Source organism: Streptomyces sp. NPDC087420 (genome assembly GCF_044744165.1).
Lineage (GTDB): Bacteria > Actinomycetota > Actinomycetes > Streptomycetales > Streptomycetaceae > Streptomyces.
The window spans coordinates 1-25,688 of record NZ_JBIUXU010000020.1 but is presented as its reverse complement, the minus strand read 5'-3'; the positions used below and the strand labels follow the sequence as shown (position 1 = coordinate 25,688).

Annotated in this window: 22 protein-coding genes; 16 read left to right on the top strand and 6 right to left on the bottom strand. The window is 66.5% G+C overall.

Annotation, left to right across the window (positions count from 1 at the left end; genetic code table 11):
* Nucleotides 1-40 precede the first annotated feature (40 nt).
* From ACIO1C_RS33220 to ACIO1C_RS33210, 3 genes are all read left to right on the top strand, one after another.
* Nucleotides 41-871 (top strand): hypothetical protein, encoded by an 831-nt coding sequence (locus ACIO1C_RS33220; RefSeq protein ID WP_401870801.1) that lies wholly within the window; start codon nt 41-43, stop codon nt 869-871.
* Nucleotides 872-1,581: 710 nt separating this feature from the next.
* Nucleotides 1,582-2,202, top strand: coding sequence for a TetR/AcrR family transcriptional regulator (locus ACIO1C_RS33215; protein ID WP_401870799.1), 621 nt, complete (start codon nt 1,582-1,584; stop codon nt 2,200-2,202).
* Complete coding sequence (locus ACIO1C_RS33210) at nt 2,199-2,630, top strand: DUF6069 family protein (protein ID WP_401870797.1); 432 nt, start codon at nt 2,199-2,201, stop codon at nt 2,628-2,630. Before ACIO1C_RS33215 ends, ACIO1C_RS33210 begins: the two co-directional genes overlap by 4 nt.
* Before the next feature lie 250 nt (nt 2,631-2,880).
* On the opposite strand, the gene ACIO1C_RS33205 is transcribed toward ACIO1C_RS33210, so the two are convergent.
* The 3 genes from ACIO1C_RS33205 to ACIO1C_RS33195 form a co-directional block, all read right to left on the bottom strand.
* Nucleotides 2,881-3,645, bottom strand: coding sequence for an SDR family NAD(P)-dependent oxidoreductase (locus ACIO1C_RS33205; protein ID WP_401870795.1), 765 nt, complete (start codon nt 3,643-3,645; stop codon nt 2,881-2,883).
* A gap of 109 nt (nt 3,646-3,754) precedes the next feature.
* Complete coding sequence (locus tag ACIO1C_RS33200; protein ID WP_401870792.1) at nt 3,755-4,960, bottom strand: cytochrome P450; 1,206 nt, start codon at nt 4,958-4,960, stop codon at nt 3,755-3,757.
* Entirely contained in the window at nt 4,957-5,634 is a 678-nt protein-coding gene (locus ACIO1C_RS33195; protein ID WP_401870790.1) for a TcmI family type II polyketide cyclase, read from the bottom strand. The genes ACIO1C_RS33200 and ACIO1C_RS33195 overlap by 4 nt, the downstream gene beginning before the upstream one ends.
* Before the next feature lie 213 nt (nt 5,635-5,847).
* On the opposite strand from ACIO1C_RS33195, the gene ACIO1C_RS33190 reads away from it, so the two are divergent.
* On the top strand, nt 5,848-6,789 hold the full coding sequence (locus tag ACIO1C_RS33190) for an aromatase/cyclase (protein ID WP_401870787.1): 942 nt from the start codon (nt 5,848-5,850) through the stop codon (nt 6,787-6,789).
* A 51-nt stretch (nt 6,790-6,840) separates the two neighbouring features.
* Nucleotides 6,841-7,842, top strand: a complete 1,002-nt coding sequence (locus tag ACIO1C_RS33185) for a methyltransferase (RefSeq protein ID WP_401870785.1) — start codon at nt 6,841-6,843, stop codon at nt 7,840-7,842.
* A 35-nt stretch (nt 7,843-7,877) separates the two neighbouring features.
* Here ACIO1C_RS33185 and ACIO1C_RS33180 read toward each other — a convergent pair whose 3' ends face one another.
* Nucleotides 7,878-8,615, bottom strand: coding sequence for a TetR/AcrR family transcriptional regulator (locus ACIO1C_RS33180; protein WP_401870782.1), 738 nt, complete (start codon nt 8,613-8,615; stop codon nt 7,878-7,880).
* A gap of 92 nt (nt 8,616-8,707) precedes the next feature.
* Between ACIO1C_RS33180 and ACIO1C_RS33175 the strand changes: the two genes are divergently transcribed.
* The 6 genes from ACIO1C_RS33175 to ACIO1C_RS33150 all read left to right on the top strand — a co-directional run bounded on the left by ACIO1C_RS33175 (nt 8,708) and on the right by ACIO1C_RS33150 (nt 16,153).
* Complete coding sequence (locus ACIO1C_RS33175; protein ID WP_401870780.1) at nt 8,708-9,679, top strand: ATP-binding cassette domain-containing protein; 972 nt, start codon at nt 8,708-8,710, stop codon at nt 9,677-9,679.
* The gene (locus tag ACIO1C_RS33170) at nt 9,676-10,461 is read left to right on the top strand and encodes an ABC transporter permease (protein ID WP_401870777.1); all 786 of its coding nucleotides are present in this window, start codon (nt 9,676-9,678) and stop codon (nt 10,459-10,461) included. Before ACIO1C_RS33175 ends, ACIO1C_RS33170 begins: the two co-directional genes overlap by 4 nt.
* Before the next feature lie 18 nt (nt 10,462-10,479).
* Nucleotides 10,480-12,117 (top strand): FAD-dependent oxidoreductase, encoded by a 1,638-nt coding sequence (locus ACIO1C_RS33165; protein ID WP_401870775.1) that lies wholly within the window; start codon nt 10,480-10,482, stop codon nt 12,115-12,117.
* A gap of 276 nt (nt 12,118-12,393) precedes the next feature.
* The gene (locus tag ACIO1C_RS33160; protein WP_401870773.1) at nt 12,394-13,596 is read left to right on the top strand and encodes a cytochrome P450; all 1,203 of its coding nucleotides are present in this window, start codon (nt 12,394-12,396) and stop codon (nt 13,594-13,596) included.
* A gap of 66 nt (nt 13,597-13,662) precedes the next feature.
* The gene (locus ACIO1C_RS33155) at nt 13,663-14,928 is read left to right on the top strand and encodes a beta-ketoacyl-[acyl-carrier-protein] synthase family protein (RefSeq protein WP_401870771.1); all 1,266 of its coding nucleotides are present in this window, start codon (nt 13,663-13,665) and stop codon (nt 14,926-14,928) included.
* Nucleotides 14,921-16,153, top strand: coding sequence for a ketosynthase chain-length factor (locus tag ACIO1C_RS33150; RefSeq protein WP_401870769.1), 1,233 nt, complete (start codon nt 14,921-14,923; stop codon nt 16,151-16,153). Before ACIO1C_RS33155 ends, ACIO1C_RS33150 begins: the two co-directional genes overlap by 8 nt.
* 148 nt (nt 16,154-16,301) lie before the next feature.
* On the opposite strand, the gene ACIO1C_RS33145 is transcribed toward ACIO1C_RS33150, so the two are convergent.
* On the bottom strand, nt 16,302-17,306 hold the full coding sequence (locus ACIO1C_RS33145; protein WP_401870766.1) for a ketoacyl-ACP synthase III family protein: 1,005 nt from the start codon (nt 17,304-17,306) through the stop codon (nt 16,302-16,304).
* A 257-nt stretch (nt 17,307-17,563) separates the two neighbouring features.
* On the opposite strand from ACIO1C_RS33145, the gene ACIO1C_RS33140 reads away from it, so the two are divergent.
* The 4 genes from ACIO1C_RS33140 to ACIO1C_RS33125 all read left to right on the top strand — a co-directional run bounded on the left by ACIO1C_RS33140 (nt 17,564) and on the right by ACIO1C_RS33125 (nt 20,923).
* On the top strand, nt 17,564-17,821 hold the full coding sequence (locus tag ACIO1C_RS33140; RefSeq protein WP_401870763.1) for an acyl carrier protein: 258 nt from the start codon (nt 17,564-17,566) through the stop codon (nt 17,819-17,821).
* A 35-nt stretch (nt 17,822-17,856) separates the two neighbouring features.
* Entirely contained in the window at nt 17,857-18,663 is an 807-nt protein-coding gene (locus ACIO1C_RS33135; protein WP_401870760.1) for a methyltransferase domain-containing protein, read from the top strand.
* Between the two features lie 687 nt (nt 18,664-19,350).
* The gene (locus ACIO1C_RS33130) at nt 19,351-19,974 is read left to right on the top strand and encodes a response regulator (protein ID WP_401870758.1); all 624 of its coding nucleotides are present in this window, start codon (nt 19,351-19,353) and stop codon (nt 19,972-19,974) included.
* 199 nt (nt 19,975-20,173) lie between these two features.
* Entirely contained in the window at nt 20,174-20,923 is a 750-nt protein-coding gene (locus ACIO1C_RS33125) for an SDR family oxidoreductase (RefSeq protein WP_401870755.1), read from the top strand.
* Between the two features lie 76 nt (nt 20,924-20,999).
* On the opposite strand, the gene ACIO1C_RS33120 is transcribed toward ACIO1C_RS33125, so the two are convergent.
* Complete coding sequence (locus ACIO1C_RS33120; RefSeq protein ID WP_401870752.1) at nt 21,000-21,812, bottom strand: BTAD domain-containing putative transcriptional regulator; 813 nt, start codon at nt 21,810-21,812, stop codon at nt 21,000-21,002.
* Nucleotides 21,813-22,034: 222 nt separating this feature from the next.
* Here ACIO1C_RS33120 and ACIO1C_RS33115 point away from each other — a divergent pair.
* Nucleotides 22,035-25,688: type I polyketide synthase (locus ACIO1C_RS33115; protein WP_401870749.1), on the top strand; the 3,654-nt coding region annotated here is incomplete at its 3' end.

Below are 25,688 nucleotides of genomic sequence, written 5' to 3'. Positions count from 1 at the left end.
GGAGACTCCGTTGCTACCAACTGCAGAACTTCTTGTCGGCATGTCACGACACCTGAGCACTTATGGGGCCAGCCAGCCCAAGGCCGACCTGGCCCAGCTCGAGTTCGCGGGCCGGGTCTTCGAGCTCGCCCTCCGCCTACGGGGCAGCGGTGTCAGCTCGCCCGAGCGTGTCGAGGCCCTCGGGGTCAGTGCCGGCATCGGCAAGCGGGAGATCCGCAGGGAGTTCCTCCCCACGCTTGAGGTTCTCGGCCTTGTCGACCTCGAGCGCGACCGTGAGGGGGCCATCAAGGTGGTGTCCGAGAAGATCCCGCCTATCGACGACCTATACCAGCGCGCCGACAGCGTCCTCAGCCACGTCATGCCCGAGCCGCTCGAGATGATGGCTCTCAGGATTCTCCGTACGACCACCATCATGCCGATCACCGTCTCGACGGCGGAGGAGGAATGCGCGGCACTCGGGCCTGAAGCTCTCGCTGTCCGGGCTGTCGAGGACCTCGAGTCGCTGCATCTGTGCACTCGTCAGCGGAGCGCCGACGGAGACGAGGTGCTTTTCAACCCCAACATCTGGGCGGTCGACAAAGATCACTCTCATGCCGCCCTGCAGGCCGAGGACGGGGCCGTGCGAGCGGCGTTGAGCGGCGTTCTGGAGGAGGTGGCCGGTTTTTCCGGTCGCGCCAAGATGGTCAACAACCCCGGCCAGGAGCCGGTCGACGACGACCGTGCGGTGCTTCGCACCGGCGCCCACGGCACGCTTCCCGCGGCCGGGACGCGAGCCTGGACCGGTGCCGCTCATGCCACAACGGTCCTACCTCGGCGGCGAGTCCAGCGATCAAGGCGGCCGACCGGCCCGTGGTCCTCCGGTCGCCGATGATCGCTGTGCGCGTCACTTTCCCCACCACGCGGCCATGATCGACGATCCAGGGCTCGATGCCTCACCGCTGACCGCGCACGAGCTCGTTGACCGTTGGCCGGGCTCGACTCCTTTGCGGGCGACGCGCACGCCGATGCGTTCGCTCCAGAGGGTGGGCGGGTGAATCGCAGGTGCCGTCGGCGGGCGGCGGTGACGATCCGGGAGGCGGCGGGGGACAGTCGCACGCGAGCCGCGGCCCGTTCCCCGCGGTCTTGGTGAAGCGCCGGAATCACGTGCTGTTCACAATTGGTGTGTTCCTTCGTCTGTGCCGGCCGGTCCTGGCCGCCGACGGGCGGAAGAAGGCCCGCCGGTGCCCTCGGGGGATGGGGGGCGCCGGCGGGTGCTTTGTTGCTCCGCTCAGGTTTGTGCCGGTCCGCGGCGGAGCTCACGACCCGAGCATCCCGTCGCGCCATCGAGGGGTGCTCGCGGGGTGGTGGAGAGCGCGCGCGGTCGGCGCCATCCGGCGCTGCAACCGGGCCCGAGCGACATGGCGGATGCTTGTCGCAGGTTCGTCACCCCGGTCGAAAGGGGCCCCATGACCGCCCTGGACGATAAGCCGGTTGGGCAGCAGCGCGGCACGGTCGCCGAACTCCGGGCCATACGCTTCGCCATGCGCGGAGTGAGGACTCACTCATTGACAGAGTGAGTCCTCACTCCGTATTCTCGCGGTCATGACAGCACTCAGAGAGAACCAGACCACCCGGCGCCGTGCCCCGGGCATGTCGCCGGAAGAGCGCCGCGCGATGATTATCCAGACCGCGATCCCTTTGATCGCCGAGTACGGTGCCGCGGTGACCACCGCGAAGATCGCCCGCGCCGCAGGCATCGGCGAGGGTACGATCTTCCGGGTCTTCGCCGACAAGGACGAGCTGCTGCAAGCATGTCTGGCGGAGGCTCTCTCCCCGGAGCACGCGGTCCGCGAACTCGGCACGATCGAGGTTTCCCAGCTGCTGCCCGACCGGCTCGCGGAGGCGGCCCAGTCGCTGCAGGCGCACCTATTCCGGATGGGCGCGATCGCCGGTTCGCTGCATGCCTCCGGACACCGCAGCGGCAAGCACCCCGGCACGGTGCGCGACGCGGGCCGTGACGAGTCGACGACCCGCATCCGCGCGGCCCTCGCGGATCTGCTGGAACCCGACAAGGCCGCGCTGCGCCGGCCGCCGGAGCAGATCGCGGCTCTCTTTTTCGGGCTGCTCTTCACCCAGCTGCATATGGAGGATGAGCCGGAGCTGACGACGCAGGAACTGGTAGGGGTTTTTTTGCACGGTGCGCTCGTGGGTGGTGCTGAGTGAGTGTGCGTCGATGGCGTCTGGTGGTTACGGGCCTTGCGGTCCTGGCGCCTGTTTTGGTGTGGTTGGTGGCGGACCTGGTGCTGGGACACCGGCTGCGGATTGTTACCGGTGATCAGACGCTTGATATCGGCGTGGTGTCGGTGGGTTTATTCGCGCTGTTGGCGGCTCTCGCGGGCTGGGGGCTGTTGGCGGGGCTGGAGCGGTTGGGGGTGCGGTGGGCCCGCGGCGTCTGGACCGGGGTGACTGTGGCGGTATTGGCTGTGTCCTTCCTGCCATTGACCGGTGAGGGGGTGGACGGCGGCACCCGGGTCGTGCTGTCTTTGATGCATCTGGTGGTGGCGGCGGTGCTGATCCCGGGTCTGCGCGCGAAGGGTGCCTCCGCAGCGACAACGCCGGCATCAAGTACGTCGCGCGCGGCACGAAATTAGGAGAGCCCTGTCGGAGCGTCGCGCAGCCGCGGGCGTCATCGTCAGAGGATCGAGAATGAAGAGCGGTGTCCGGTGGGTCGGGCTCCGAGCCGGGCAGGAGCGGGCCTCGTGCCAGATCGTTGCGATGGTCACGAGGGGCGGCAGGTCGGCGACGCCGATCGAGGGCCCGCCCGGGCTGGTCTGGCTGACGCGGGGGCCATAGGTGACACGGGGGAGGTCCGTGGTTGTTTGGTGGTGTTCGTCGGGGCGGTCATGAGATTGATATTCCGCCGTCGATGGAGATTGTTTGGCCGGTCATGTAGTCGGCGTCCAGTAGTAGTTCGATGCCGGTGGCGATCTCGCCGGGCGTGCCCATGCGGCGGAACGCGGTCCGGGCCACGAGCGCGGCACGGGTTTTGGCGGGCATTTTCTCGGTGAGTGTGGTGGCCATGAGTCCGGGTGACAGGGCGTTGACCGTTATTTGGAAGCTTCCGCACTCCAGGGCGAGGCTCCGGGTCATTCCCAGCACGCCGGCCTTGGACGCGGAGTAGGCTGTTTGGCCGGGGCTGCCGATGAGGCCGGCGGGCGAGATGACGTTGATGATGCGTCCCCAGCGGGCGCGCATCATGTCCGGGAGTGCCGCACGGCAGGTGTGGAAGGTGCCGGTCAGATTGACGGCGATGGTCTGGGTCCAGTCGTCGACGGACTGGGTGGCCATGAAGCCGTCGCGGCGTATCGCACCCGCGTTGACGAGCACGCTGATGCCGCCCAGTTCGGCGTGTACCCGGCTCACCATGTTCCGTGTGGCGGCCCAGTCGGCGACGTCCGCCTGCACGACGAGGCTGGGGCCGCTGAGTTGGGCGGCGACCTCGCGGACGCGGTCCGCGCCGTTGGTGTGGTGCAGCGCCAGCCGGTAGCCGCGGCGGTCCAGTACGTGTGCCACGGCGGCGCCGAGGGCCCCCGAGGCACCGGTGACCAGGGCGACGCGGCCGTCGGTGCCCGGTGCGGCGGCGACCCGGATGTCGTCGTCGGTCACCGTGTCACGTCCTTGTCCGGGGTCGGTGAGTTGTTGTGCCTGCCGAACATCGGCCGTGGGCAGGGCCGCCGCGCCCGCTGCCGAGGCACGTGTGCGGCGGCCGGCACCCTTACCAGGTGATTGGCATCTCGGCCGGACCGAACGCCTGTATCGAGTGGTACTTGTACGTCAGCTCCGACTCCGGCACGGCCAGCGCGAGGGTGGGAGCCCGCTCGAACAGTGTCGTGTAGACGATCTGCATCAGTTCGGGCACCAGGTTGTTCGCCGGGCACTGGTGCGGACCGTGGCCGAACGCCAGATGCCTGGTGGGCTTTTCCCGCAGGAGATTGAGCTGGTGGGGGTGCGGACACACCGACGGGTCGCGGTTGACCGGCAACGTCGGCACTACCAAGCCGTCACCGGCCTTGACCAACGTGTCGCCGATGCGGACGTCCTCCACGGCGAGCCGCATCGGTGTTCCGTCGTTGACCGAGAAGAACCGGATCATTTCGTCTATCGCCACTGTCATCCGGTCGGGCTGGGCAAGCAACGTCGCCCGCTCTTCCGGGTGGTTCAGCAAGGTGAGCACGCCCAGCGAGATCATTGTGGATGTCGAGTTGTGAATGCCTTGGGCGTTCGACAGCATGAGGGGCGCCAACTTGTACCAGTCGACCTCGCCGTGCTCGTCGAGTTCCTGCTGGATCAGGCGGCTCATCAGGTCGTCGCCGAGGTTTTTTGCCTTTTCTTTCATCACGTCTTCGGCGTGCTGGTTCAGGCGTGCGGCTGATGCCTTCTCCTCCTCCTCGGTGGCGGTTCGCATCAGGAGGTCCCAGACGTTGTCCCGCATCTTCCGCAGTTCGGCCATGGGGATGCCGAGGAACATTTCCTGCAGCCGCCAGGCGATCGGGTACGACAACTCCGTCACCAGATCGACGGGTTTGTCCTGCCGGTTCAGCATTGCGTCGATCTTCTCGCCCACAGCGACCTGTAGGCGTGGCAGCAATCGCGCGAGCCCTGCCGGGGAGAACTCCTGGATGACCGGCTTCTTCTTCGCTATGTGTTCCGGGCCGTCCAGGTTGATCATAAATGGCGCGCAGTACTTCAACTTGTTCAGCGAGTTCGGCGTCATCTTCGGGAAGTCGTCGTTCATCTTGTCCGAGCTGAACCGCGGGTCGGAGAGTACGAATCGGGCGTACTCGGGCCTCACCACCATCCATGCCAACTTTCCGGTGGGCAGGGTCACCCGGCCGAGGCCTCGTTCCCGCAGTGTTTCGTACTCGGCCGGGAGCACGCCGGGGAGCTTTCGCCGAAGGGGGTGGGTCGGTAGTTTGGTCATTCTGACACCTCTGCAGCCCAGTGGTAGAAGCGAGTGGCCAACGAGTTGCCTTCCGGGTCGTACGGAGGGATGACCCGCGTCAGGTCGTCGACGAGCTGGAGGAAACGGGGATCGCCTTCTGTCCACACCGCGCTGATCACCTTGATGGCGTCGGGTTCCGCGAAGTCCTGGATGTGCAGGTAGATGCCACGCCACAGATAGATCTGGCGGCGCAACGTCCCCATGTTCCGCGGAATGTCAGTCGCATCCGATTCCGCGAACAGCCGCGACACGTCGGGGATGTGTTCCTGCCGCTGGGTGTTCACGATCACCGCGCTGTACGTGTGCTCGAGGTTCTCCAGGTGCTCAGTCGGCCACACGTAGAAACGCTCGGCCGTCGGCCGGTCGACTGGGCCGTCCCAGTCCTCAGTCGCGGCGTGGTCGCCGAAGTAGGTCGAGAGGCTGTCGTTCAGCCGTGCGCACCGAGGGTCGGTGGATGCCATCCGGTACGCCTCATCCGCGTCCGCGACGTCCCAGTCCTGCATGTGCACGTAGAGATCGCCGTAACGGAAGACCTGCCTGCGGCGCAGCTGGGGAAGTTCGGACGCGACCTCGCCGTCGAACTCCCTAAGGATCTTGGTTACCTCGGCGGCGTCATCACTGTCGAACGTGCCGACAGCGACCATGCTCGGCATATGCCTCTCCTCACGTTTGGCAGGTTGTGACCGGTGCCGCGCCACGGACCCTCGCGGGGCTCGTTTCGAGGTCGCGCCAAGCTTGCGCCGTCACCTTCGACGCCGAGTCGACGCCGGATCAACTCGACGGGTCCTCGAAGCGTGGTCGAACGCTGACGGACATCGTCGAGCGCGACGGTTCCGGACACTACGACGCTTGTGAGGTGTCTTGTTGTGTCGAGCACACATCAGCATGTTGACCACGGCGTGGCCATCGACGCCGATTACGGGACGGTGTTCGAGCTGGTCGCGGACGTCGCGCGGTGGCCGCAGTTCCATCTGTCCGCCGTGCACGCGGAGATGATCCGCAGTGACGAGAAAACTGATCTGGTCCAGTACTGGTCGCTGGTCGGTGACTCCGCCGTCCGCACGTGGCGGACCGTGCGCTCCGTCGACCGGCCGGGACGCCGCATCACGTTCACGTACATGGAGGCCGATCCGCCCGCCACCGAGATCCGCGGCGAGTGGGTGTTCACCGAGTTGGCGCAGGACCGTACCCGGGTCGAGTTGCGCCACCATGTCAGCGCGCCGGCCGGCGCTGATCTGGGCCCGCTGTCGGACAGGATCCGCCAGGACAGCAAGGAGCATCTCGAAACGCTGCGTGACACGGCGCAGCGGTGTGACGAACTGGACGAGCTTGTCGTGTCCTTCACCGACCCGCTGTTCATCGCCGGTTCGATCGAGGACGCCTACGACTATCTCTACCGTGCGGACCTGTGGCCCGAGCGCATTCCTCACGTGGTGGGGCTCGCCATGACCGAGGATGTGCCGAACGTCCAGTTCTTCGACATGGACACCAAAGGTCCGGACGGCGGCACGCACACCGTCCGTTCGGTGCGGATCTGCCTGCCGCCCAGCCTGATCGTGTACAAGCAGATCTCGTTGCCCGTGATGCTGGACGCGCACACCGGCCACTGGCGGTTCACCGAGACGAGGGAAGGCGTCATCGCCGAAGCCCGGCACACCAGCACGGTCAAGCCCTCGGCGCTGTCGTTGCTCGGCAGCGGGACGACGATCGGTGAGGCGCGCCGGTTTTTGCGGCGTCTGCTGAGCGGCAACAGCATGAGCAACCTGAGCCTTGCCAAGGCATTCGCGGAAGAGCGCGCCGGATTCTGAGCCGGGCGCGCCATGTTCATCGGACAGGTAATCGTTGATCCAGGAGGAGCAATGGCCGAGAAGACGACCGCCGGAGGCGGGGGAGTGTGGGCAGCGGCCGACCTTTTGACCCCGGTGGCGATTCGGGTGGCGGCGACGTTGCGGTTGGCCGACCACATCGTCGCCGGCACCCGGACAACCGAGGCGCTCGCCGAGGCTGTGCGGGCCGACCGGGATGTGCTGGGGCGACTGCTGGACCACCTGGTCTCCGCCGGAGTGCTGTCGAGTGCGGGGACCGATGCCTACGATGTGACGGACATGGGTCGGTACCTGTGTGACGGCGAGCCCGAGGGAATGCGGTCGGTGCTCGACATCGAGGGGGCGATCGGCCACGCCGAGTTGAGTCTCGTCCATCTGCTGCACACGGTTCGCACCGGTGAGCCCGCGTTCCAGCAGCAGTACGGCCTGGCGTTCTGGGAAGACCTGTCGGCCAACGACGAGCGTGCCGAGTCGTTCGACGCGCAGATGGGAGCCCGGCTGGCGGTGCACGCGCCCGCCGTGGCGGGGGGATATCCGTGGGGAAGACTTCGTCATCTCGTTGATGTCGGCGGTGGCGACGGCAGCATGTTGATCACTATCCTGCAGGGCCATCGCGACTTGCGCGGGACGGTCGTCGACCTGCCCGGCCCCGTGCGTCGTGCCGGCAAGGCCATCGCCGCTGCCGGTCTCGAGCATCGGGCCGACGCCGTGGCGGGCAGCTTCTTCGAGGAACTTCCCGCCGGAGCGGACGGCTATCTGCTGTCGAGCGTCCTGCACAACTGGAACGACGCGGCGGCTGCCCGCATCATGCGACGTTGCGCCGAGGCGGCGTCGACCACGGGAAGCGTGTTCGTCGTGGACTATTTCAACGATCAGAGGCAGACAGAAGGTGACCTGCGTATGCTCTGCTACTTCGGGGGCAGGCAGCACACCCCCGAGCAGCTGGGCGAACTGGCTCGGTCCGTCCGCCTCGAGATCGTCTCGATCCTGCCCGCCGGTCGTATGTCCATCGTGGAACTACGTGCGCCTCGCTGAGTACTCGTCCTCGATGGAAGCCGGTGTCGGCCCCACTATCCAGCCGTGCCGGACCGTTTGTTCTCGGTGGTCTTCGAGTACTGGGCTTCGATTCCACCCAGAATTATCGTCAACCCGGTCTCGAATTGTTCGTCGGCCTCGGCGATCTCCGCCGCGGCGGTCATCTTGCTCAGATACGGGAACTCACCGGTCGCGAGCAGGGACAGCAGATACGGTTTCATGCGCATCCGCCAGCTGTGACGGTCACCGCCGGACTGGTGTGCGTTGGCCCGCTCGGTCAGCTCGGCCTGTACGGCACCGCTGACCCAGGAGTAGATCAGGTTCAGCACGTCGATCGTGTCGTCGATGCTCAGACCGCAGCCGCCAAGGACGGCGAGATCGCGTTCCATGCCGCGCAAGTAGTTGGGGCCGATGATAGGGCGGGTGGCGAGGAGCGGAGCCAGCCAGGGGTGCCGCAGAAAGTTCTGTCGCCTGCGGCACGCCAGGACGATCAGGTCGGCACGGAGATCGCCGGTCGGCTCGTACGGCTCGAATACGGTCGCCTCGTCGATCATCACTGCCCACAGGTCCTCCTTGGTGGGCAGGTACCGGTAGAGGGTCATCACACCCGCGCCGAGGTTTCTGGCGATGTTGCGCACCGACGCGGCTTCCAGGCCTTCGGCGTCCGCGATCTTGATCGCCACCCCGGCGATCTCCTCGCGAGTGTGCGTCGGTGCGGGGCCGCGCGCGGATTTCTCCGGTCGCATCCAGATGATGAGTTTGGGGTCCGACACAGCGACCAGCATACGCGCGTGAGCTACTTGCGTACACCGCACGCGGTGGCTATCTTGTAGCTGCGTACACCGCACCCGGTTGGGAGTTGGGCATGGAAGAATCGATCGTGAGTACGAAAAATCTGCGAAAGCAGTACGGGAGTGTCACAGCGCTGACCGGCTTGGACCTGGCCATTCCCCCGAATCTGGTCTACGGCCTGCTTGGGCCGAACGGTGCGGGCAAGAGCACCGCCTTACGTATCCTGAGCACGCTGACCAGGCCCACCGACGGGCAGGCCATCGTCGACGGGCTCGACGTGGCTCGGGAGCCGGGGAAAGTCCGAAAGGTGATCGGGCTGGCCGGCCAGGACGCCACGCTCGACGACAGGCTGACGGCCAGGGAGAACCTGCGGATCTTCGGCCGCCTGTCACGGCTGGGCGCGCGCGGGGCCCGTCAGCGCGCGGAGGAACTACTGGAACGGTTCGGCCTCGCCGACGCCGGCAATCGCCCGGTCAAAACTTATTCCGGCGGTATGCGTCGCAGACTGGACCTGATTGCCAGTCTGTTGCGTGCTCCCGTGGTGCTCTTCCTCGACGAGCCCACCACGGGGCTCGACGTCCGGAGTCGCATGGAGATCTGGGACACCATCCGCGAGCTGGTCGCCGATGGCACCACGGTCCTGCTCACCAGCCAGTACCTGGAGGAGGTGGACCAACTCGCCTCCGCCGTTGGCGTGATCGACCACGGCCGTCTCATCGCCGAAGGCAGCCCGGCCCAGCTCAAGTCGCGGATCGGCAGCCACATCGACGTCGTGGTGGAATCCACGGACCACCTGCCGATTGCCATGGCGGTGCTGGAAAGGCTAACCGGCCGACGCCCGGAGGCGGACGGGTCACACATCGTTGTCGCCGCGGTGGACACTGTGCCGACGCTGCCGCAGATCGTGCGTGAACTCGACGCGTCCGGTGCCGTAATCCGCGATGTCGGAATTCGCGAGCCAAGCCTCGACGACGTCTTCCTGTCGCTGACCGGCAAGGCCGTTGACTCGGCGAAGCCGATCGAGAAGCAGGAGGTAGTGGCATGAATGTCTTCATCGACGGCTGGATTCTGACGCAGCGGAACCTCCTGCGGTTGCGCCACGAACCCGGAACCCTGCTCACCATCATGCTGATGCCAACGGTGTTCGTGGTGCTGTTCGGGTTCGTGTTCGGCAGTGCGATCGGCGTTCCGGGCTCCTCGAACTACCGCGAATACATGATGCCGGGGATGTTCGTGCTGGGCACCGGAACCGCGCTGTCCTCAGCGATGGTGGACGTCGCGATGGACAACGCGCGCGGGGTGATGGACCGCCTCCGCTCATTGCCGACCAATCGTGTGTCCGTGCCGCTCGGCCAGAGCGGGGCGGAGGCGGCCATCGGGGCCTACGGTCTGGTGGTCCTGATGACGTACGGGCTGATCGTCGGCTGGAAGCCGCACAACGGCATCGGAAAGACGCTGGCCGCTATCGGCCTGCTTCTGCTGTTCCGATACACACTGGCGTGGGTGGGTACCTACCTCGGCCTGGCGATCCGTTCAGCGTCCACCGCGGCCGCCCTGGCGCCGTTGACGCTGCCGCTCACCATGGTGTCCAACGCGTTCGTGCCCACCGACGGAATGCCGACCTGGCTGCGGGCGGTCTGTGAGTGGAACCCGCTCAGCGCGTTGGCCACGGCGATCCGGGAGCTGTTCGGCAACCCCGGTGCCCCTGGGCCGGGCGCCGCGTGGCCGATGACCCATCCGGTGGCCGCGACCCTGATGTGGATCGCCCTTCTGTTGGTGATCTTCGTACCGCTCTCGGCCCGCCGCTTCGCCCGAGCGGGACTGTAGATCCGCCAACGGGTCCTGATGATGCGCAAAGGCCCTCGGAGCCGGGACGAGCCGCTTGTCGAAGGTTCGGTTGCCCGGCTCCGCAGGGGCGCCCCATCCCCGGCCACGCCGGCGGCCAACTCACCAAGATCCCCATCGGGATCGATGGTGGATCACCGTTCGAGAATGAATGAAGGGGGAGTCATGCGTGTCGTGATAGTCGGGGGCGGAACCGTCGGGCTGTGCACCGCGGTTTTCCTTGCCCGCCAAGGAGTGATGGTTCACGTTCTGGAGCGTCGGGCCAAGGTCAACGACCATCCGAGGGCGTTCGGCCTCACCGACCGGTCGGCGGAGATCCTGTGCGAGGCTGGCATCAAGGTAGAAACAGCGAATTTCGCCCGGGGCCTGATGAGGGGGCGGAGCCTGGCCGAACTGACCCCCGTCACGTCCAAGTTCGAGCGACCGGAGATCGGCCCGGCGAAGCTGGGCAGTTGCCCGCAGGACCTGATCGACCGGGCCGCACTGCTGCTGCTGCGGGAACTGGGCAGTCAGGTGGACTTCAACAGCGAGGTGGTCGCTGTCACGGACGAGGGGGTCACCACCGCGGACGGCCGGGTCGTCGCGGGGGACTACGTGATCGCCGCCGACGGAATCCGCAGCAGGATCCGGGAGCTGCTCGGCATCGGCGTGACCGGCCCGGGGACCATAGGCGACGGACACATGCTCAACGTGTTGTTCCGCGCCGAACTGCCGGCCCCACCCCTCTCCATGACATTCCTGCACAACGAGCGAGCATCCGGAATCCTGTACAGGGTCGACGAGAGCGGCCGCTGGCTCTTCCACATCCGGAACGGCGACCCGAACACACCCGCCGAGCAGATCCAGCAGCAGATCAGGGACGCGACCGGCGTCACGGACGCCGAGCCGGAGATCATCAGCCGGTTGCCGTGGTCCTCAACGGCTCATGTGGCCGACGAGTTCAGGCGGGGCAATGTCTTCCTCGTCGGCGATGCGGCACACGCGGTGCCGCCGGTCGGCGGTTTTGGACTGAACATGGGAATCGCCGACGGCCACAACCTGGCTTGGAAGCTGGCTGCCGGGGGCGATGCCCTGCTCGACACCTATGATGCCGAGCGCCGGCCGGTCGCGCTCTTCTCCATGCAACAGAGTGTGATCCGAGCGGAAAACCATAACCTGCACTGGAACAACGATCCGGCCCTGGCCTCCGACCGCAGGGCCGTCGGCATGGCGGGCATCATGATCCCCGTCGTCGGCTACCGGTACGACTCACCCGCGGTGATCGACCCGGAACCGCTGCCGGACACGGAAGATCTCGTACTCGACGGCGCACCGGGCAGCCGCCTGCCACACCGATGGCTTCCGGACGGACGCTCCACAGTCGACCTTGTGGATGGTTTCACGCTGCTCGCCGGGACCGCGGCCGACCACTGGCTGCATGCCGCACGGGAGCTGGGCATGGTCGCTCATGCACTCGAGGGGTGGGCCGAGGCCGCCAACATCAAGGAGGACGGCGCCGTGCTGGTGCGTCCCGACGGTTTCATCGGCTGGCGTACGGCGACCACGCGAGCGCATGCCTCCAGCGAGCAGCGGCTGCGGGCCGCTCTCGACCGGATCCTGTGCCGGCAGGGCCCGAGTGACCTCACACAGGAGGCATGACACCGCGATACGAATCTCCGACACGGTCATGCGGCCGGCACCGACCCATTCGGTGCCGGCCGCATGTTGTTCGGCGGCCGGATGACCGCCGAACAGCGTTCTCCCGGTTTCGAACCGAACACGAACTCCTCTCGAACCGATGCCGCGAAGCTTGGAGTGCAACGTCGCCTTCCTGGCTGTCCGCGAATCGCACGCGTCATACCGCACCTTCGGCACAGCAGGGCGGGCCGAATCATCTCGGTTACGAACTGAGCATCAAAGCAGAGGAGGCGGACGATGGATTTCGGCGCAGATCCCCATTCCAAGTACGCATGGCTGCGTGAGGAAGAGCCGATCCTGCAGATCATGGAAGGCCAGGGCCTTTACGGATTGCTGGTGACCCGGTACGAGGACGTACGGATGTTGCTGACCGATCCCAGGATGAGCAAGGACCCACGCAATGCACCGCTCGACTGGCAAGAGGCGGGCAAGGGGCGGCCGCTGGAGGACCGGACCGGCCTCGGGACACACCTGCTCACGACTGATGGGCCCGAACATACGCGGCTGCGCCGACTGGTATCGACCGCCTTCACCGCCCGCCGTGTCGAGGGCCTGCGTGTCCAGGTGCAACAGATCACGGACGGGCTTCTCGACGAGATCGTGCCCAGAGGACGGGTGGACGTGGTCACCGAGTTCGCGTTCCCGCTCGCGATCACGGTGATCTGTGAGCTGCTGGGAGTGCCCTCGGCGGATCAGGACGTGTTCCGCCGGTGGACCAAGGACTTCCGACAGTGGACGAACAAGACCGACACCGAACAGGCCGACAGCGGGAACGCGCGGCCGGTCGGACTGCGTGACCTCCTGGGATACCTCACCGACCTGGTCGCCAAGCGCCGGAGCGAGCCGGCCGACGGTCTGGTCGACGCGCTGATCGCGGCCAGGGACGATGACGACCGGCTGAATGAGACCGAGCTGCTGTCGATGATGTCCCTGCTGTTGATCGGGGGCTTCGAGACGACCGTCAACCTCATCGGGAACGGCACACTCGCTCTCCTGCGCAACCCCGACCAACTCGCACTGCTGCGCGAGCAACCACACCTGGTGGACTTGGCCCTGGAGGAGATGCTCCGGTACGACGGGTCGTTCGAGACGGCGACGTGGCGGTTCCCCCTCGAGCCCATAGAGATCGCAGGTACCCACATAGACAAGGGCCACCCGTTGCTCTTGTCGCTCGCCTCGGCAAACCGGGACCAGGCGAAGTTCGTCGAACCGGACCGCTTCGACGTCACCCGTTCCGGCAACGGGCACATGGCATTCGGACGTGGTGCGCACTTCTGCCTCGGCGCTCCGCTGGCCAGGCTGGAGGGCAGGATCGCGTTCGATGGGCTACTGCGCAGGCTGCCCGGCCTGGCACTGGCGGTACCGCCCGAGCAACTGCGATGGCAGCGCAGCCTCACGCTCCGCGGACTGGATTCGCTGCCCGTCACGTTCGATGCCTGACTCCGCTATCAGGAAAGAGATTCCCATGCCACACGTTGAACTGAGCGTGCGAACGGTGAGCGAACGATGAATCGACGCGTCGCCATCACCGGCATCGGCGTGCGCGCCCCGGGCGGTGGAAACGCCAAGGAGTTCTGGGGGCTGATCTCGACCGGCACCGCGGCCATTCGCCCCATCTCGCTGTTCGCCCCGTCCGGGTTCCGCTCACGGATCGCGGGCGAGTGCGACTTCGATCCGGTAGCGGAGGGCTTCTCCGCGCAGGAGATCCGGCGGATGGACCGGAGCGCGCAGCTCGCTGTCGCCGCGACCAGGGAAGCGGTCGCGGACGCTGACCTCGACATGGACACGATCGATCCGCATCGCACCGGTACCAGCGTTGGCAGCGCCATCGGCGGCACGATGAGCCTGGACCGGGAGTACAACGTGCTCTCCGACGGCGGCCGCAAGTGGCTCCTCGACCACGAATACGCGATGCCGCACCTGTTCAAGTATCTGGTCCCGACGTCGATCGCTGCCGACGTGGCCCGGGAGGTCGGTGCGGAAGGTCCTGTGGGGCTGGTGTCCACGGGGTGCACCGCGGGCATCGAATCGGTGTCCCACGCGGCGCGACTGATTCGCGAAGGCTCCGCCGACGTGATGCTGGCCGGTGGCACGGACGCGCCCATCTCACCTGTCTGCGTCGCTTCCTTCGACGCGATCAAGGCGACCACCCCACGCAATGACGAACCGGCCACCGCATCCCGTCCGTTCGACCGCACCCGGAACGGGTTCGTGCTTGCCGAAGGCAGCGCGATGCTGGTGCTGGAGGAGTGGAACCACGCCAGGGAACGTGGCGCGCACATCTACGCGGAGATCGGCGGCTGGGATGTGCGCGCGAACGCGTTCCACATGACCGGGCTCCGACCCGAGGGCACCGAAATGGCCAAGGCCATCGAGGTGGCGCTGCGGATGGCCGGGCGCGCTCCCGAGCAGGTGGACTACGTGAACGCGCACGGCTCCAGCACAAAACAGAACGACAAGCACGAGACGGACGCGTTCAAGCGCAGCCTGGGCGATCACGCGTTCCGAACGCCGGTGAGCTCTATCAAGTCCATGATCGGGCACTCCTTGGGCGCGATCGGCTCGATCGAGATCGCGGCCTGCGCGTTGGCCATCGAATCCGGGCTGATTCCGCCGACAGCCAACCTGCATGAGCCCGACCCGGAGCTGGGCCTCGACTACGTCCCGCTGGAAGCGCGGCAGGCGGATCTGCGCACGGTGCTCAAAGTGGGCAGTGGGTTCGGTGGTTTCCAGAGCGCCATGGTACTGACCAAGGGGGACACTGATGAGTAACGCCATCCCGACACCGACGCGCCCACGCGCGGTGATCACCGGCATCGGGGTGGTCGCGCCGAATGGGTTCGATGCCGACGAGTACTGGGACGCCGTTCTGCACGGGCGCAGTGGCATCGATCGAATCACTCGATTCGATCCGGCGCAGTACCCCGCCGAACTGGGGGGCGAAGTGGCTGACTACGACGTCCGCGCGCACGTTCCTGGCCGGCTGGTGCCGCAGACCGATCAGGCAACCCGGCTGGCCCTGATCGCGACGGACGCCGCAGTCACCGACTCCGGCCTCGAACCAGCCGCCATCTCGGATGGCCAGGTCGGTATCGTCACCGGCATCTCCGCAGGCGGTCTTGAGTACAGCCAGCGCGAGTTGCAGAAACTGTGGAGCCTCGGCAGCGATCACGTGAGCGCATATCTTTCGTTCTCCTGGTTCTACGCGGTGAATACGGGGCAGATCTCGATCCGGCATGGATTGACCGGTCCGGGTGGGGTCTTGACCGGACAGACGAGCGGACTGGATTCCATCGCGCAGGCCCGCCGATACGTGGCCGACGGTGTGCCGGTGGTGATGTGCGGCGCGGCGGAAAGCACGATGTGTCCGCTCGGCTGGGTGATCGAGCTGACTACCGGCCGGATGAGCACGGTGACCGACCCGACCCGGGCCTACCTACCTTTCGACGCCGCCGCGTCCGGCTACCTGCCCGGAGAGGGGGGCGCCATGCTCATTGTCGAGGAGGCCGAACGTGCGCGCGCTCGGGGGGTCCAGCCGTACGGTGAGATCGCCGGGTACGCCACCACCTTCGACCCGCGGTCCGGTTCCGGACGGGAACCCGGACTACGCCGGGCGATCGAGCTCGCACTATCGGACGCCGGCGTGACGCCGGCCGAAGTCGACGTGGTGTTCGCGGACGCGGCCGGCGTGGCCGAGCTCGACCGCGCCGAGGCCGCTGCCGTCACCGGCGTGTTCGGTCCACGGGCAGTTCCGGTGACCACGCCGAAAACGACGACCGGCCGACTCTATTCCGGTAGCCCGGCGCTCGACGTGGCCACCGCTTCGCTGAGTATTCGGCACGGCGTCATCCCGCCCATGATCAACGTGACCAACCCGGTCCAGTCCGATCAGCTTGACCTGGTACTCGGCCGGCCGAGGGAAACGACCGTGTCCACCGCCGTGATACTGGCCCGCGGCGACGGCATCAACTCCGTGATGGTGCTGACGGCGGCTTAGCACACGCTGGTACCGCAGCCGCGGGATCCTCCTCTGGACGCGACGCCGTTGAGTTGGGCAGTCATCAGCAACGGCTGCCGCGTACGGCGTCGGCCCGGAGGAGTCCACCCGGCCGAGAGGTGGATACGTCGACTCGTAATCGCCCGGTTCACGGCTTGGCGACGATCTCCAAGATGCCGACCGTCCAAGTGAAGCCGGCACCGACGCCGGCCAGCAGGCAAGTCTGACCGGGCTCGAGGGCGCCCTCGGAGGCGAGGTGGGCCAGCCCGGCGAACTGGTCGCCCGCACCGAGATGCCCGACCTGCCGACCCCAGGACCAGGTGGACCGCTGCGGGGCGATGCCGAACGGGTCAAAGTACTGTGCCCGCATCCGGGTCCGGCCCAGGTTCGGCAACACGTACCGGTCGATGTCGCCGAATTTCACGTCCGCTTGGGCGCAAGCCCGGTCGAACGCCTCCCGTTGACCCGCTTCGATGCGGTTGAGCAGAGCCTCCACCCCAAGTTCGCGCACCAGGGAATCGCTGTTCAAGTCGATCGGCGATCCCGCGGCCAGCGGCGCGTCGCTGAACCGCTCACCCCGACTACCGCGCTCCAAACCGGAGTCGGACACCGAGACAAGGCTGCGGATCCTGGCGAATCCGGTACGGGTGGACAACACCACGGCGGTGCCGCCGTCACCGAATGGGGAGCTGGGGTCGCTACGCCACCGATCGAAGCCGGGCAGGCAGAATCTGTCGGCCGTGGTGACCAACGCGGTCGGCCGATCGTTGGCGATCAGATAGCTTGCCGCGAGCTCCAAAGCCACCATGCCGCCGTTGGACATCTGGCGGACCTCGACGGCCGGACATGAGCTACCTCCGGAGAACTGTTGGATGTACGACGCCGGTGGCCATACGTCGTGACCTTGGTGGTACGCACAGGCGTGCAGCAGCAGGTGGAGGTCCTCCGGCTCGCACTTGGCGTGTTCCAGTGCGGCCCGTGCGGCCAGCACCGCCATCTCCGGTGCTGATTTGTCCGCCGATACGCATACCGACTCGATGCCGGTATTCCAGACCCGCGCCCGGTCGGCGAGGCCGGTTCGTTCCGCCTCGTCGAGTGTCATGCGTTCAGGCAGCCACGAATTCGCGGCGGCGATGTAGAGCTCGTCGCCCATTGTCGTCCTCTCACGGATCGAATCGGGTACCCGCATCCGACCAGGGTCGTCATGTCCGGCGGAGGCTCGTTCGAGGCCCAGGCGAGGCCGTGCCGAACTGCTGCCTTCCGACGGTCGCCCGTGGCATCGGTTCGGCGCGGAAGACCGCATTCGCCCTGAGCCTGAATGATCACGTGTCGCCGTCGATCGGAACTCGATCGGGTATCGAAGCATTCCAGTCATGTTGGTTTCGACGTCACGAGACGAAGGGGGCACCAATGGCGACATTCACCCAGGCGGACCTAGTGGGATACATACGCCAGGCGGCAGGCGAGGACGGAGAGATCGACCTGGACGGCGACATCGCCGAGATCAAGTTTGCCGATATGGGCTATGACTCGATCGCGATGGTGGAGGTAACGCTCTTGGCCGAGCGAGAGCTCGGCATAAACCTGCCGGAGGACAGGACGGGTAAGGACGCGACGCCGAAGGAGTTCGTCGAACTGGTCAACGAGTTGCTGCCCGCGTCGATCTAGCCCCGTGGCGCGGACGTCCCTACGAGGAGACACCCATGTACAGCACAGAGCACAAGCAACGCTTCGACAACGACGCGCCGGCGGCAACCGAGCAGCTGAGCCTCCTCTCCGAAATCCTCAACCGGGAGACGTTCAGCACCCTGGGCGAGGAGGTACGTGTCGGTCACGGCTGGCGCTGCTGGGACGTGGGTACCGGGGAGGGCTCCGTCGCCCGCTGGCTGGCCGCCAGAGTAGGAACAGCCGGACACGTGGTGGCCAGCGACATCAAACCGCAGCACGTGCCCGACCACCCACGGATCGAGGCGATCCGTCATGACCTCACCAGTGACCCGTGGCCGGAGCCGAAGTTCGACCTGATTCACGCCCGGTTGTTGTTGATGCACCTGGCCGACAAGGAGGCCATCGCGGCAAAGCTGGCCGCACACCTGCGGCCGGGCGGTGCGCTGGTGCTCACCGATTGGTACTGCGATTGCGCCGAGGGCATGATCAAATCCCCGGTCGACGAGTATACGGCGCGAATCTTCCAGGAATACCACGACGGCGTGCACAAACTCGCCGCGCAGACCGGTATGGACTTCCACTGGGCGTCGCGTACGCCTGACGTGCTCTCCGCCGCCGGCTATCGGAACATCACAGTGCGGGACTATCGGGCACCGGGGGTGGGCGGAGCACCGACCGCGCGGCTTGCTCGGCTGCACAGCAGCATGCTGGAGCCCTTCCTGCTGAGCCAGACCAACCTGACCGCCGCCGACCTCTCCGCGATCCGAGAGACGCTTCTGGACCCGGAATTCGAGATGCTGACCAACCACACCTACACGACCGTCGTTCGGGCGCCGAAGTGAGGGTGGAAACCATGAAACAGGCCCCGATCGCGGGGTAGGTGCACAAAAGCCCTGGGAGGTCGGCCACTCGTGGCGGTCACAGCGGCGGCAGCGACGTAACCCTCCGCCTTCGGTCTCGACTCCGTCTGCCGCACGTACGGACTCGAACCAGCCGCAGCAGGTCAGACTCGGCCAAGGTCACCGCGCATCTCAGGGTTGGACTCCACCGCTCCTCCCCAGCGTTGCACGGTACCCCCTGCCTGTTCAGGGGGTACGAACCGGAGCAGCGTAAACACATGCGGCGCAGGGCCGCACCCACTCAGGCCCGCCGCCTTAAAACAATCTTGTCAGCAGGTGTGGCCCCGGACTACCGTATGTCGTACGTTGGCGAATATACGGGGGAATCTGTGGCAGCTGCTGAGGCATGGTTACCAGCGGGGATGAAAAATGCGAGTTTCGCAGTCAATAATCCCATCCACGCACTGGCAAGCATTTCCAGAAGGATCTGTCCCGACGGAACACGGGTAAAAACCGGCGCATTTACTGTAACGCATGCCCCGGGGCTCGCGTCCGCTACGGAGCGAACCCGGCCGCGCGGTCGAACATTACTCGTGCGCAGCGTCCTCAGAATTCCGGCACCGTGGTGGAAGTCGCCGTCCCGATCTGGGGCAGGCCATGCATCCTGACCACAACGGTCGGCTGCGTATAGTGCTGATCGACGACCATACGCTGCTGCGCGAGGTGGTGCGCGAGGCGCTCGACATGGAACCAGACATGGCAGTGGTCGGCGATGCCGCCAGCGGCGCATCCGGAATCCGGCGTTGCAAAATCGAACAACCTGACGTCGTATTACTGGACGTGGATATTTCCGGCGGGTCGGCCACCGAGACTGTGCATGCCATCCGCTCGATATCGCCGAACGCCAGAATCCTGATCGTCAGCATGCGGGACGATCCGGTGCTGGTGCGCCAACTGCTCGATTGCGGTGTTCGCGGATATCTGAACAAATCGGTAAGCCGGACCGACCTGGTGTCCAGCATCCGTGCGGTGTGCGCCGACGATATCCGCATCGTGCTGCACGTATCCGTCGACGCGCTGACCTACATCGCCTCGGCGTCGAACTGCCCGGAAACGCTCACCAAACGGGAAGTGGAGATTCTGACCCTGGTGAGCAAGGCCATGAGCAATCGGCAGATCTCACGGCGGCTGGCCATCGCCGAGGGAACGGTGAAGCGCCACCTGGGGACCATCTTCACAAAGCTAGGAGCCCGTTCCCGGCTCGACGCGGTCAACAAGGCAACCTCCATCGGCCTCATTGCCCGCGTCGGATAAGGCTATTGCGCGAGCGCGTCGGAGGCATACTCGTAGCGCATTCGTGGCTGGCAAGAGAATCGAAATACGCGGTGCGCTGTCGGGTTGTTGCCGCCTCCTGGTGCTGCTCTAATCGCTTGCTGAAGAACCTTCGTCCCCAGTTCCCTGGGGCGGTAATCCGGAAGTAGCTGAGGCACCATCAAGGGGAGGTTCGTAGACCGTGGCAAACTTGAATGGCAAGACTGCGCTGGTAACCGGCGGTCGGACCGGCATCGGTTTCGGCATCGCCACCGCGTTGGTCGAGCGGGGCGCGAAGGTTGTAATCACCTCGCGCAGTGAGGACAAGCTGCGTGAGGCGGCCGCCGAACTCGGCGCCGAACGGGCCGTCGGCGTTGCGGGCGAGGCCGGCGATCCCGAGCACCAGCGGATCGCGGTGGCGACCGCCGTCGAGCGGTTCGGGTCGCTCGATCTGTTGGTGAACAACGTCGGCGGTACGGAGAGGAACGCCCGGCGGTTGGTCGATACCGATGTGGCGGCATACCGGCGCACCATCGAGATCAACCTGATGACCGCGCTGACCTGGGTCCAGGCGGCCTGGCACGGGTGGCTCGGCGAGCATGGCGGCGCCATTGTCAACATATCCTCGATCGCCAGTATGCTCGCCGTTCCCGACGGCACCTCCTACGGGACGGCGAAGGCGGCGCTGAACCATTTCACCCAACAGATGGCGAACGAGCTCGCCCCTGGAGTCCGGGTGAACGGCGTCGCGTCCGGCACCATACTCACCGATTTCACCAGGGTGAACGTCGAGGGCAGGGAAGAAAAGGTCGTCGGCTCCGTCCCGCTGAAGCGACTCGGTGAACCCGCCGATGTCGGTGCGGCCGTGGCCTTCCTGCTCTCGGATGAAGCGTCCTGGATCACCGGGCACACTCTTGTCGTCGACGGTGGCCGGCTGCTCCACAACAGGTAGTACGGCATCGGTGCGATCGAGGATCGCCTCCCAGCGATCCTCGATCCGTCACCGTGGCCTCTCCGCGAAGCGGGAATCACCAAGTGACCTGCTCCGAACGGGGCTTCTCCGATACCCCCCGGTCCGACCAGGAGTCGCGTCCGGCCAGGACCGCCTGGTGCAGCTCTTGCAGCACCTCCGACGGTTCGAGTCCGAGTTCGGTCGACAGCGTCTTGCGTAGATGCTGGTACGCGACGAGCGATTCGTTCCGTCGACCGCTGGAGGCCAGCGCCTTGATCAGCTGGGCGTGGTACCACTCGTTGAGCGGGTCGGCCAGCAGCATGGCCTTCAGCTCCCCGACGAGTTCCCGGTGCCGGCCCAGCATCGCGTCGGCCTGGATCCGCAGTTCAACGGCATGCGACCGCCGCTCCGTGAGGTGGACGACGTGCGCCTGGATCGACGGGCCGGCCGTCACGTCGGCGAGCGCCGGTCCCGACCACAGGTCGAGCGCCTGCCGCAGCAGTCGCCCGGCTGCGGCCGGATCACCGGCGGCAAGCGCGGTGCGTCCCTGCTTGGCCAGCCGGAGAAACGCTCCCAGGTCGAGCTGGTCCGGGTCCACCCGGAGCATGTAGCCAGTGCCACATGTGGCGAGCACCTGTTCGACGGTGTTGACCGGCACCCAGGGTTCGAACTGACGCCGCAGCTGGTAGATGTACGTCTGCGCGGTGGGGACGGCACTCTTCGGCGGCTTGTCACCCCACAGTTCGTCAATGATCGCGTCGAGCATGACGACGTTGTTCGCGCACATGAGCAGCTGCGCCAGCACACGCCGCGCCATCGGCGCGGTCGGTGTGCAGTCGCCCAGATCGTTGGTGACGGTTAGGCGGCCGAGTACCTGGAATCGCAACACAGACGGATGCCTCCACACAGTGGTTGTTGGGACGGGCCTCGATCCAGACTCTGCCGATCACTTTGCTTGACAAGCAATGCTTCGGGGCGAAGGTCCCACGTTGATGACCATGTCGGCTCACGTCGACTACAACCTTCGTTGCATTCCCATGGACCAGAGGTTTGCGTGCGCGGCGCCGACCGCGCCCGCCCCCCCCCGAGAGCAGAGTGAGAATCCGCTGTCATGACGGAGAACTTCGTGAAAACGAGTGGTCAGGACGTCGTCGCGGTGGTCGGTCTGTCGTGCCGCCTTCCGGGCGCGAGCTCGCCCGAGGCGTACTGGGACCTGCTTGCGGCCGGCCAGGAGGCCGTCGGTGAGGTTCCTGCCGACCGCGTTGTGCACGTCGGCGCGCGCGCGGGCAGGGCGGGGCTGATCGACGGTGTCGCGGACTTCGACGCGGGCTTCTTCGGGGTGTCGCCACGCGAAGCCGCGGCGATGGATCCGCGGCAGCGGCTGATGCTGGAACTGGCGTGGGAAGCCCTCGAGCATGCGGGAATCGACCCGTCGGCGGTGCGCGGCAATCGGGCGGGGGTCTACCTCGGGGCGATGGGAGACGACTATGCCGGGCTGGTGCACGACCAGGGCATGAGAGCGATCGACAGCTTCACCCTGTCTGCGCTCCAGCGCGGCATCCTCGCGAATCGAATCTCGTTCTTTCTAGGACTCTCCGGGCCAAGTGTGGTCGTGGATTCGGCGCAGTCCTCGGCTTTGGTCGCCGTGCACCAGGCGTACGAGAGCGTGCGTCGCGGCGAGTCGGCATGGGCGTTGGCGGGTGGGGTGAACCTGATACTTTCGCCGGAGTCGACGGCGGCCGCGAGCGAGTTCGGCGCGCTGTCGCCGGACGGCCGGTGCTACACATTCGACGCGCGCGCCAACGGCTACGTGCGCGGCGAGGGCGCCGGCATGGTGGTGCTCATGCGGCTGGCGGACGCCGTTGCGTACGGACACGATGTGGTGTGCGTGATCCGCGGGGGCGCGGTGAACAATGACGGCGGCGGCGAGCAGCTGACCACGCCGAGCCAGTCGGGGCAGGAGGAGCTGCTGCGGGTGGCTCTCTCCGCCGCGGGGATGGACTCCACCGAGGTGGGATATGTGGAGCTGCACGGCACCGGCACGCCGGTGGGGGACCGAGTGGAGTCGGCGGCGCTGGCTGCGGTCTTCGCCAACCGGGATCGGCCGCTGGTGGTGGGTTCGGCAAAGACCAACGTAGGGCATTTGGAGGGAGCGGCGGGGGTCGCTGGCTTCATCAAGGCGGCACTGTCCGTTCAGCGTGGTCAGGTGCCGGCAAGTTTGAACTTCGCCGGCCCCCCGGACGACATGCCTCTCACTGAGCTGGGCATCGAGGTCGCTGCCGAGCTGCGCGAGTGGCCGGGGGAGGGGTTGCGGGCGGCCGGGGTGTCGTCGTTCGGGATGGGCGGGACGAACTGCCATCTGGTGCTCGCGCAGGCTCCGGATCCCTCGCGGGCCGAGGAGAGCCGCCCCGAGAAGGCGGGCACGATCCCGTGGCTGCTGTCCGGTGGCACCGTGCGGGCATTGCGGGCTCAGGCTGAGCGGCTGGCCGGTCATGTTGCCGCACAAGACGATCCGGATCCGCTCGACATCGGGTTCTCGCTGGCGACCACCCGCGCCGCGCTCGGGCACCGCGCGGTCGTGATGGGCGCCGACGCGGCCGAGTTGAGCGATGGCTTGACCGCGCTGGCAGCGAACGAGCCGGCGCCGAATGTCGTGACCGGTGTCGTCTCCGAGGGCGGCACGGCATTCATGTTCACCGGGCAGGGCGCGCAACGAACCGGCATGGGCCGGGAACTGTACGCCGAGTTCCCGGTGTTCGCCGAGTCGTTCGATGCGGTGTGCGCGGAACTGGATCCGTTGCTGGGCAGAGGGCTGCGGGAGATCGTGTGGTCCGATGCGGACCTGCTCGGCCGGACGCGGTACACGCAGGCGGCGCTGTTCGCACTGGAGACGGCACTGTTCAGGCTGGTGGAGTCGTTCGGAGTACGTCCGACACACCTGATCGGCCATTCGATCGGTGAGGTGACCGCCGCGCACGTCGCGGGGGTGCTGTCGCTGTCCGACAGCTGCACGCTCGTAGCGGCACGCGGACGGTTGATGCAGGCGACGCCGTCCGGTGGGGCGATGGTGGCCATCAACGCCGACGAGGGCGCCGTTCGTGAACTGCTGCCCGAGTTCGGGGTGAGCATCGCCGCCGTCAACGGGCCCGGTTCGGTCGTGATCTCCGGCGACGCCGACCCGGTACTTGCGACGGCGGAATCCTTCCGTGCCAAGGGAGTGAAAACCAAGCAGCTGAATGTCAGCCACGCATTCCACTCCCACCATCTTGACGGAATTCTGGACGAGTTCGCCGATGCCATCCGCGGGCTGACCTTTCACGCCCCTCAGATCCCCATCGTTTCGAACGTCACCGGGCGCCCCGCCACCACGGACGAGCTGATCGACCCGGGCTACTGGGCACGCCAGATCCGTGGCACCGTCCGCTTCGCCGACGGCATCCGCACCCTGCACAACGTAGGCGTTTCCCGATACCTCGAGCTGGGCCCCGACCCCGTACTCGCCGGCATGGCCCGGGAGACTCTCGCCGAGCAGGCACCGGCAGCGGTGTCCACGATGCGCACCGGGCAGGGGGAAGTCCGCACCCTGCTAAGGGCGCTCGGCACCATGCATGCCACGGGGGCGGGAGTGGACTGGACGCCGCCGTTGAACGGTGGCCGCAGGATCGCGCTGCCCACCTACGCCTTTCAGCGCCGCCGACACTGGATCGGGGAGGCCCGCGAGGTCGCATCCGCCGCGGAGCCGGCACGTATCCACGACCGCGGTGGTTTGCTCGATATGGTGCGCAGGCACCTCGCGGCTGTCCTGGGATACGACGCGGTCGACATGACGCCGCTGACGTCGTTCAAGGACCTTGGGCTGACTTCACTCACCGCTGTCGAGCTGTGTGCCGGGCTTTCCGGAGAGCTGGGTCTGGTCCTGTCCGGCTCGCTGGTGTTCGACCATCCCACCCCTGACCGGTTCGCGGCGTACCTGCATGCGGAGCTCACCGGGCACCGCGACGTGGGTGACACGGTGAGCATCCGAGCATCCGGCGACAGCATCGCCGACGATCCGATTGCCATCGTCGGGATGGGGTGCCGGTTTCCCGGTGGGGCATCGTCGCCGGACGAGCTGTGGGAGCTGGTGCGGTCGGGGCGGGATGCCGTTACCGGGCTGCCACGCGATCGCGGCTGGGATCTGGACAACCTGTTCGACCCGGACTCATCGACCTCTGGCCGGACATACGTACGACATGGCGGTTTCCTCGACGACATCGCCGGTTTCGACGCCGGATTCTTCGGGATTTCGCCGCGCGAGGCGCTGGCGATGGATCCGCAGCAACGGTTGCTGCTGGAGACCGCGTGGGAGACGTTGGAGGACGCCGGGATCGAGCCTGGTTCGCTGCACGGCAGCAAGACAGGCGTATTCATCGGCGCCATGGCGGGCGACTACGGCCCGCGGCTTGACACCCCGCACGGTGGCGTCGATGGATACGTGCTTACCGGTACCAGTGGCAGTGTTACGTCTGGTCGGTTGGCGTATTTCCTTGGTCTGGAGGGGCCTGCGGTGACGGTGGACACGGCGTGTTCGTCGTCGCTGGTCGCGTTGCATCAGGCTGCTCAGGCGGTGCGGAGTGGTGAATGTGCTCTGGCGGTGGCTGGTGGTGTGACGGTGATGTCCTCACCGGGAATGTTGGTGGAGTTTTCCCGGCAGCGTGGGTTGTCCGTTGACGGGCGGTGCAAGGCGTTCGCGGAGTCGGCCGACGGTACTGGTTGGGGTGAGGGT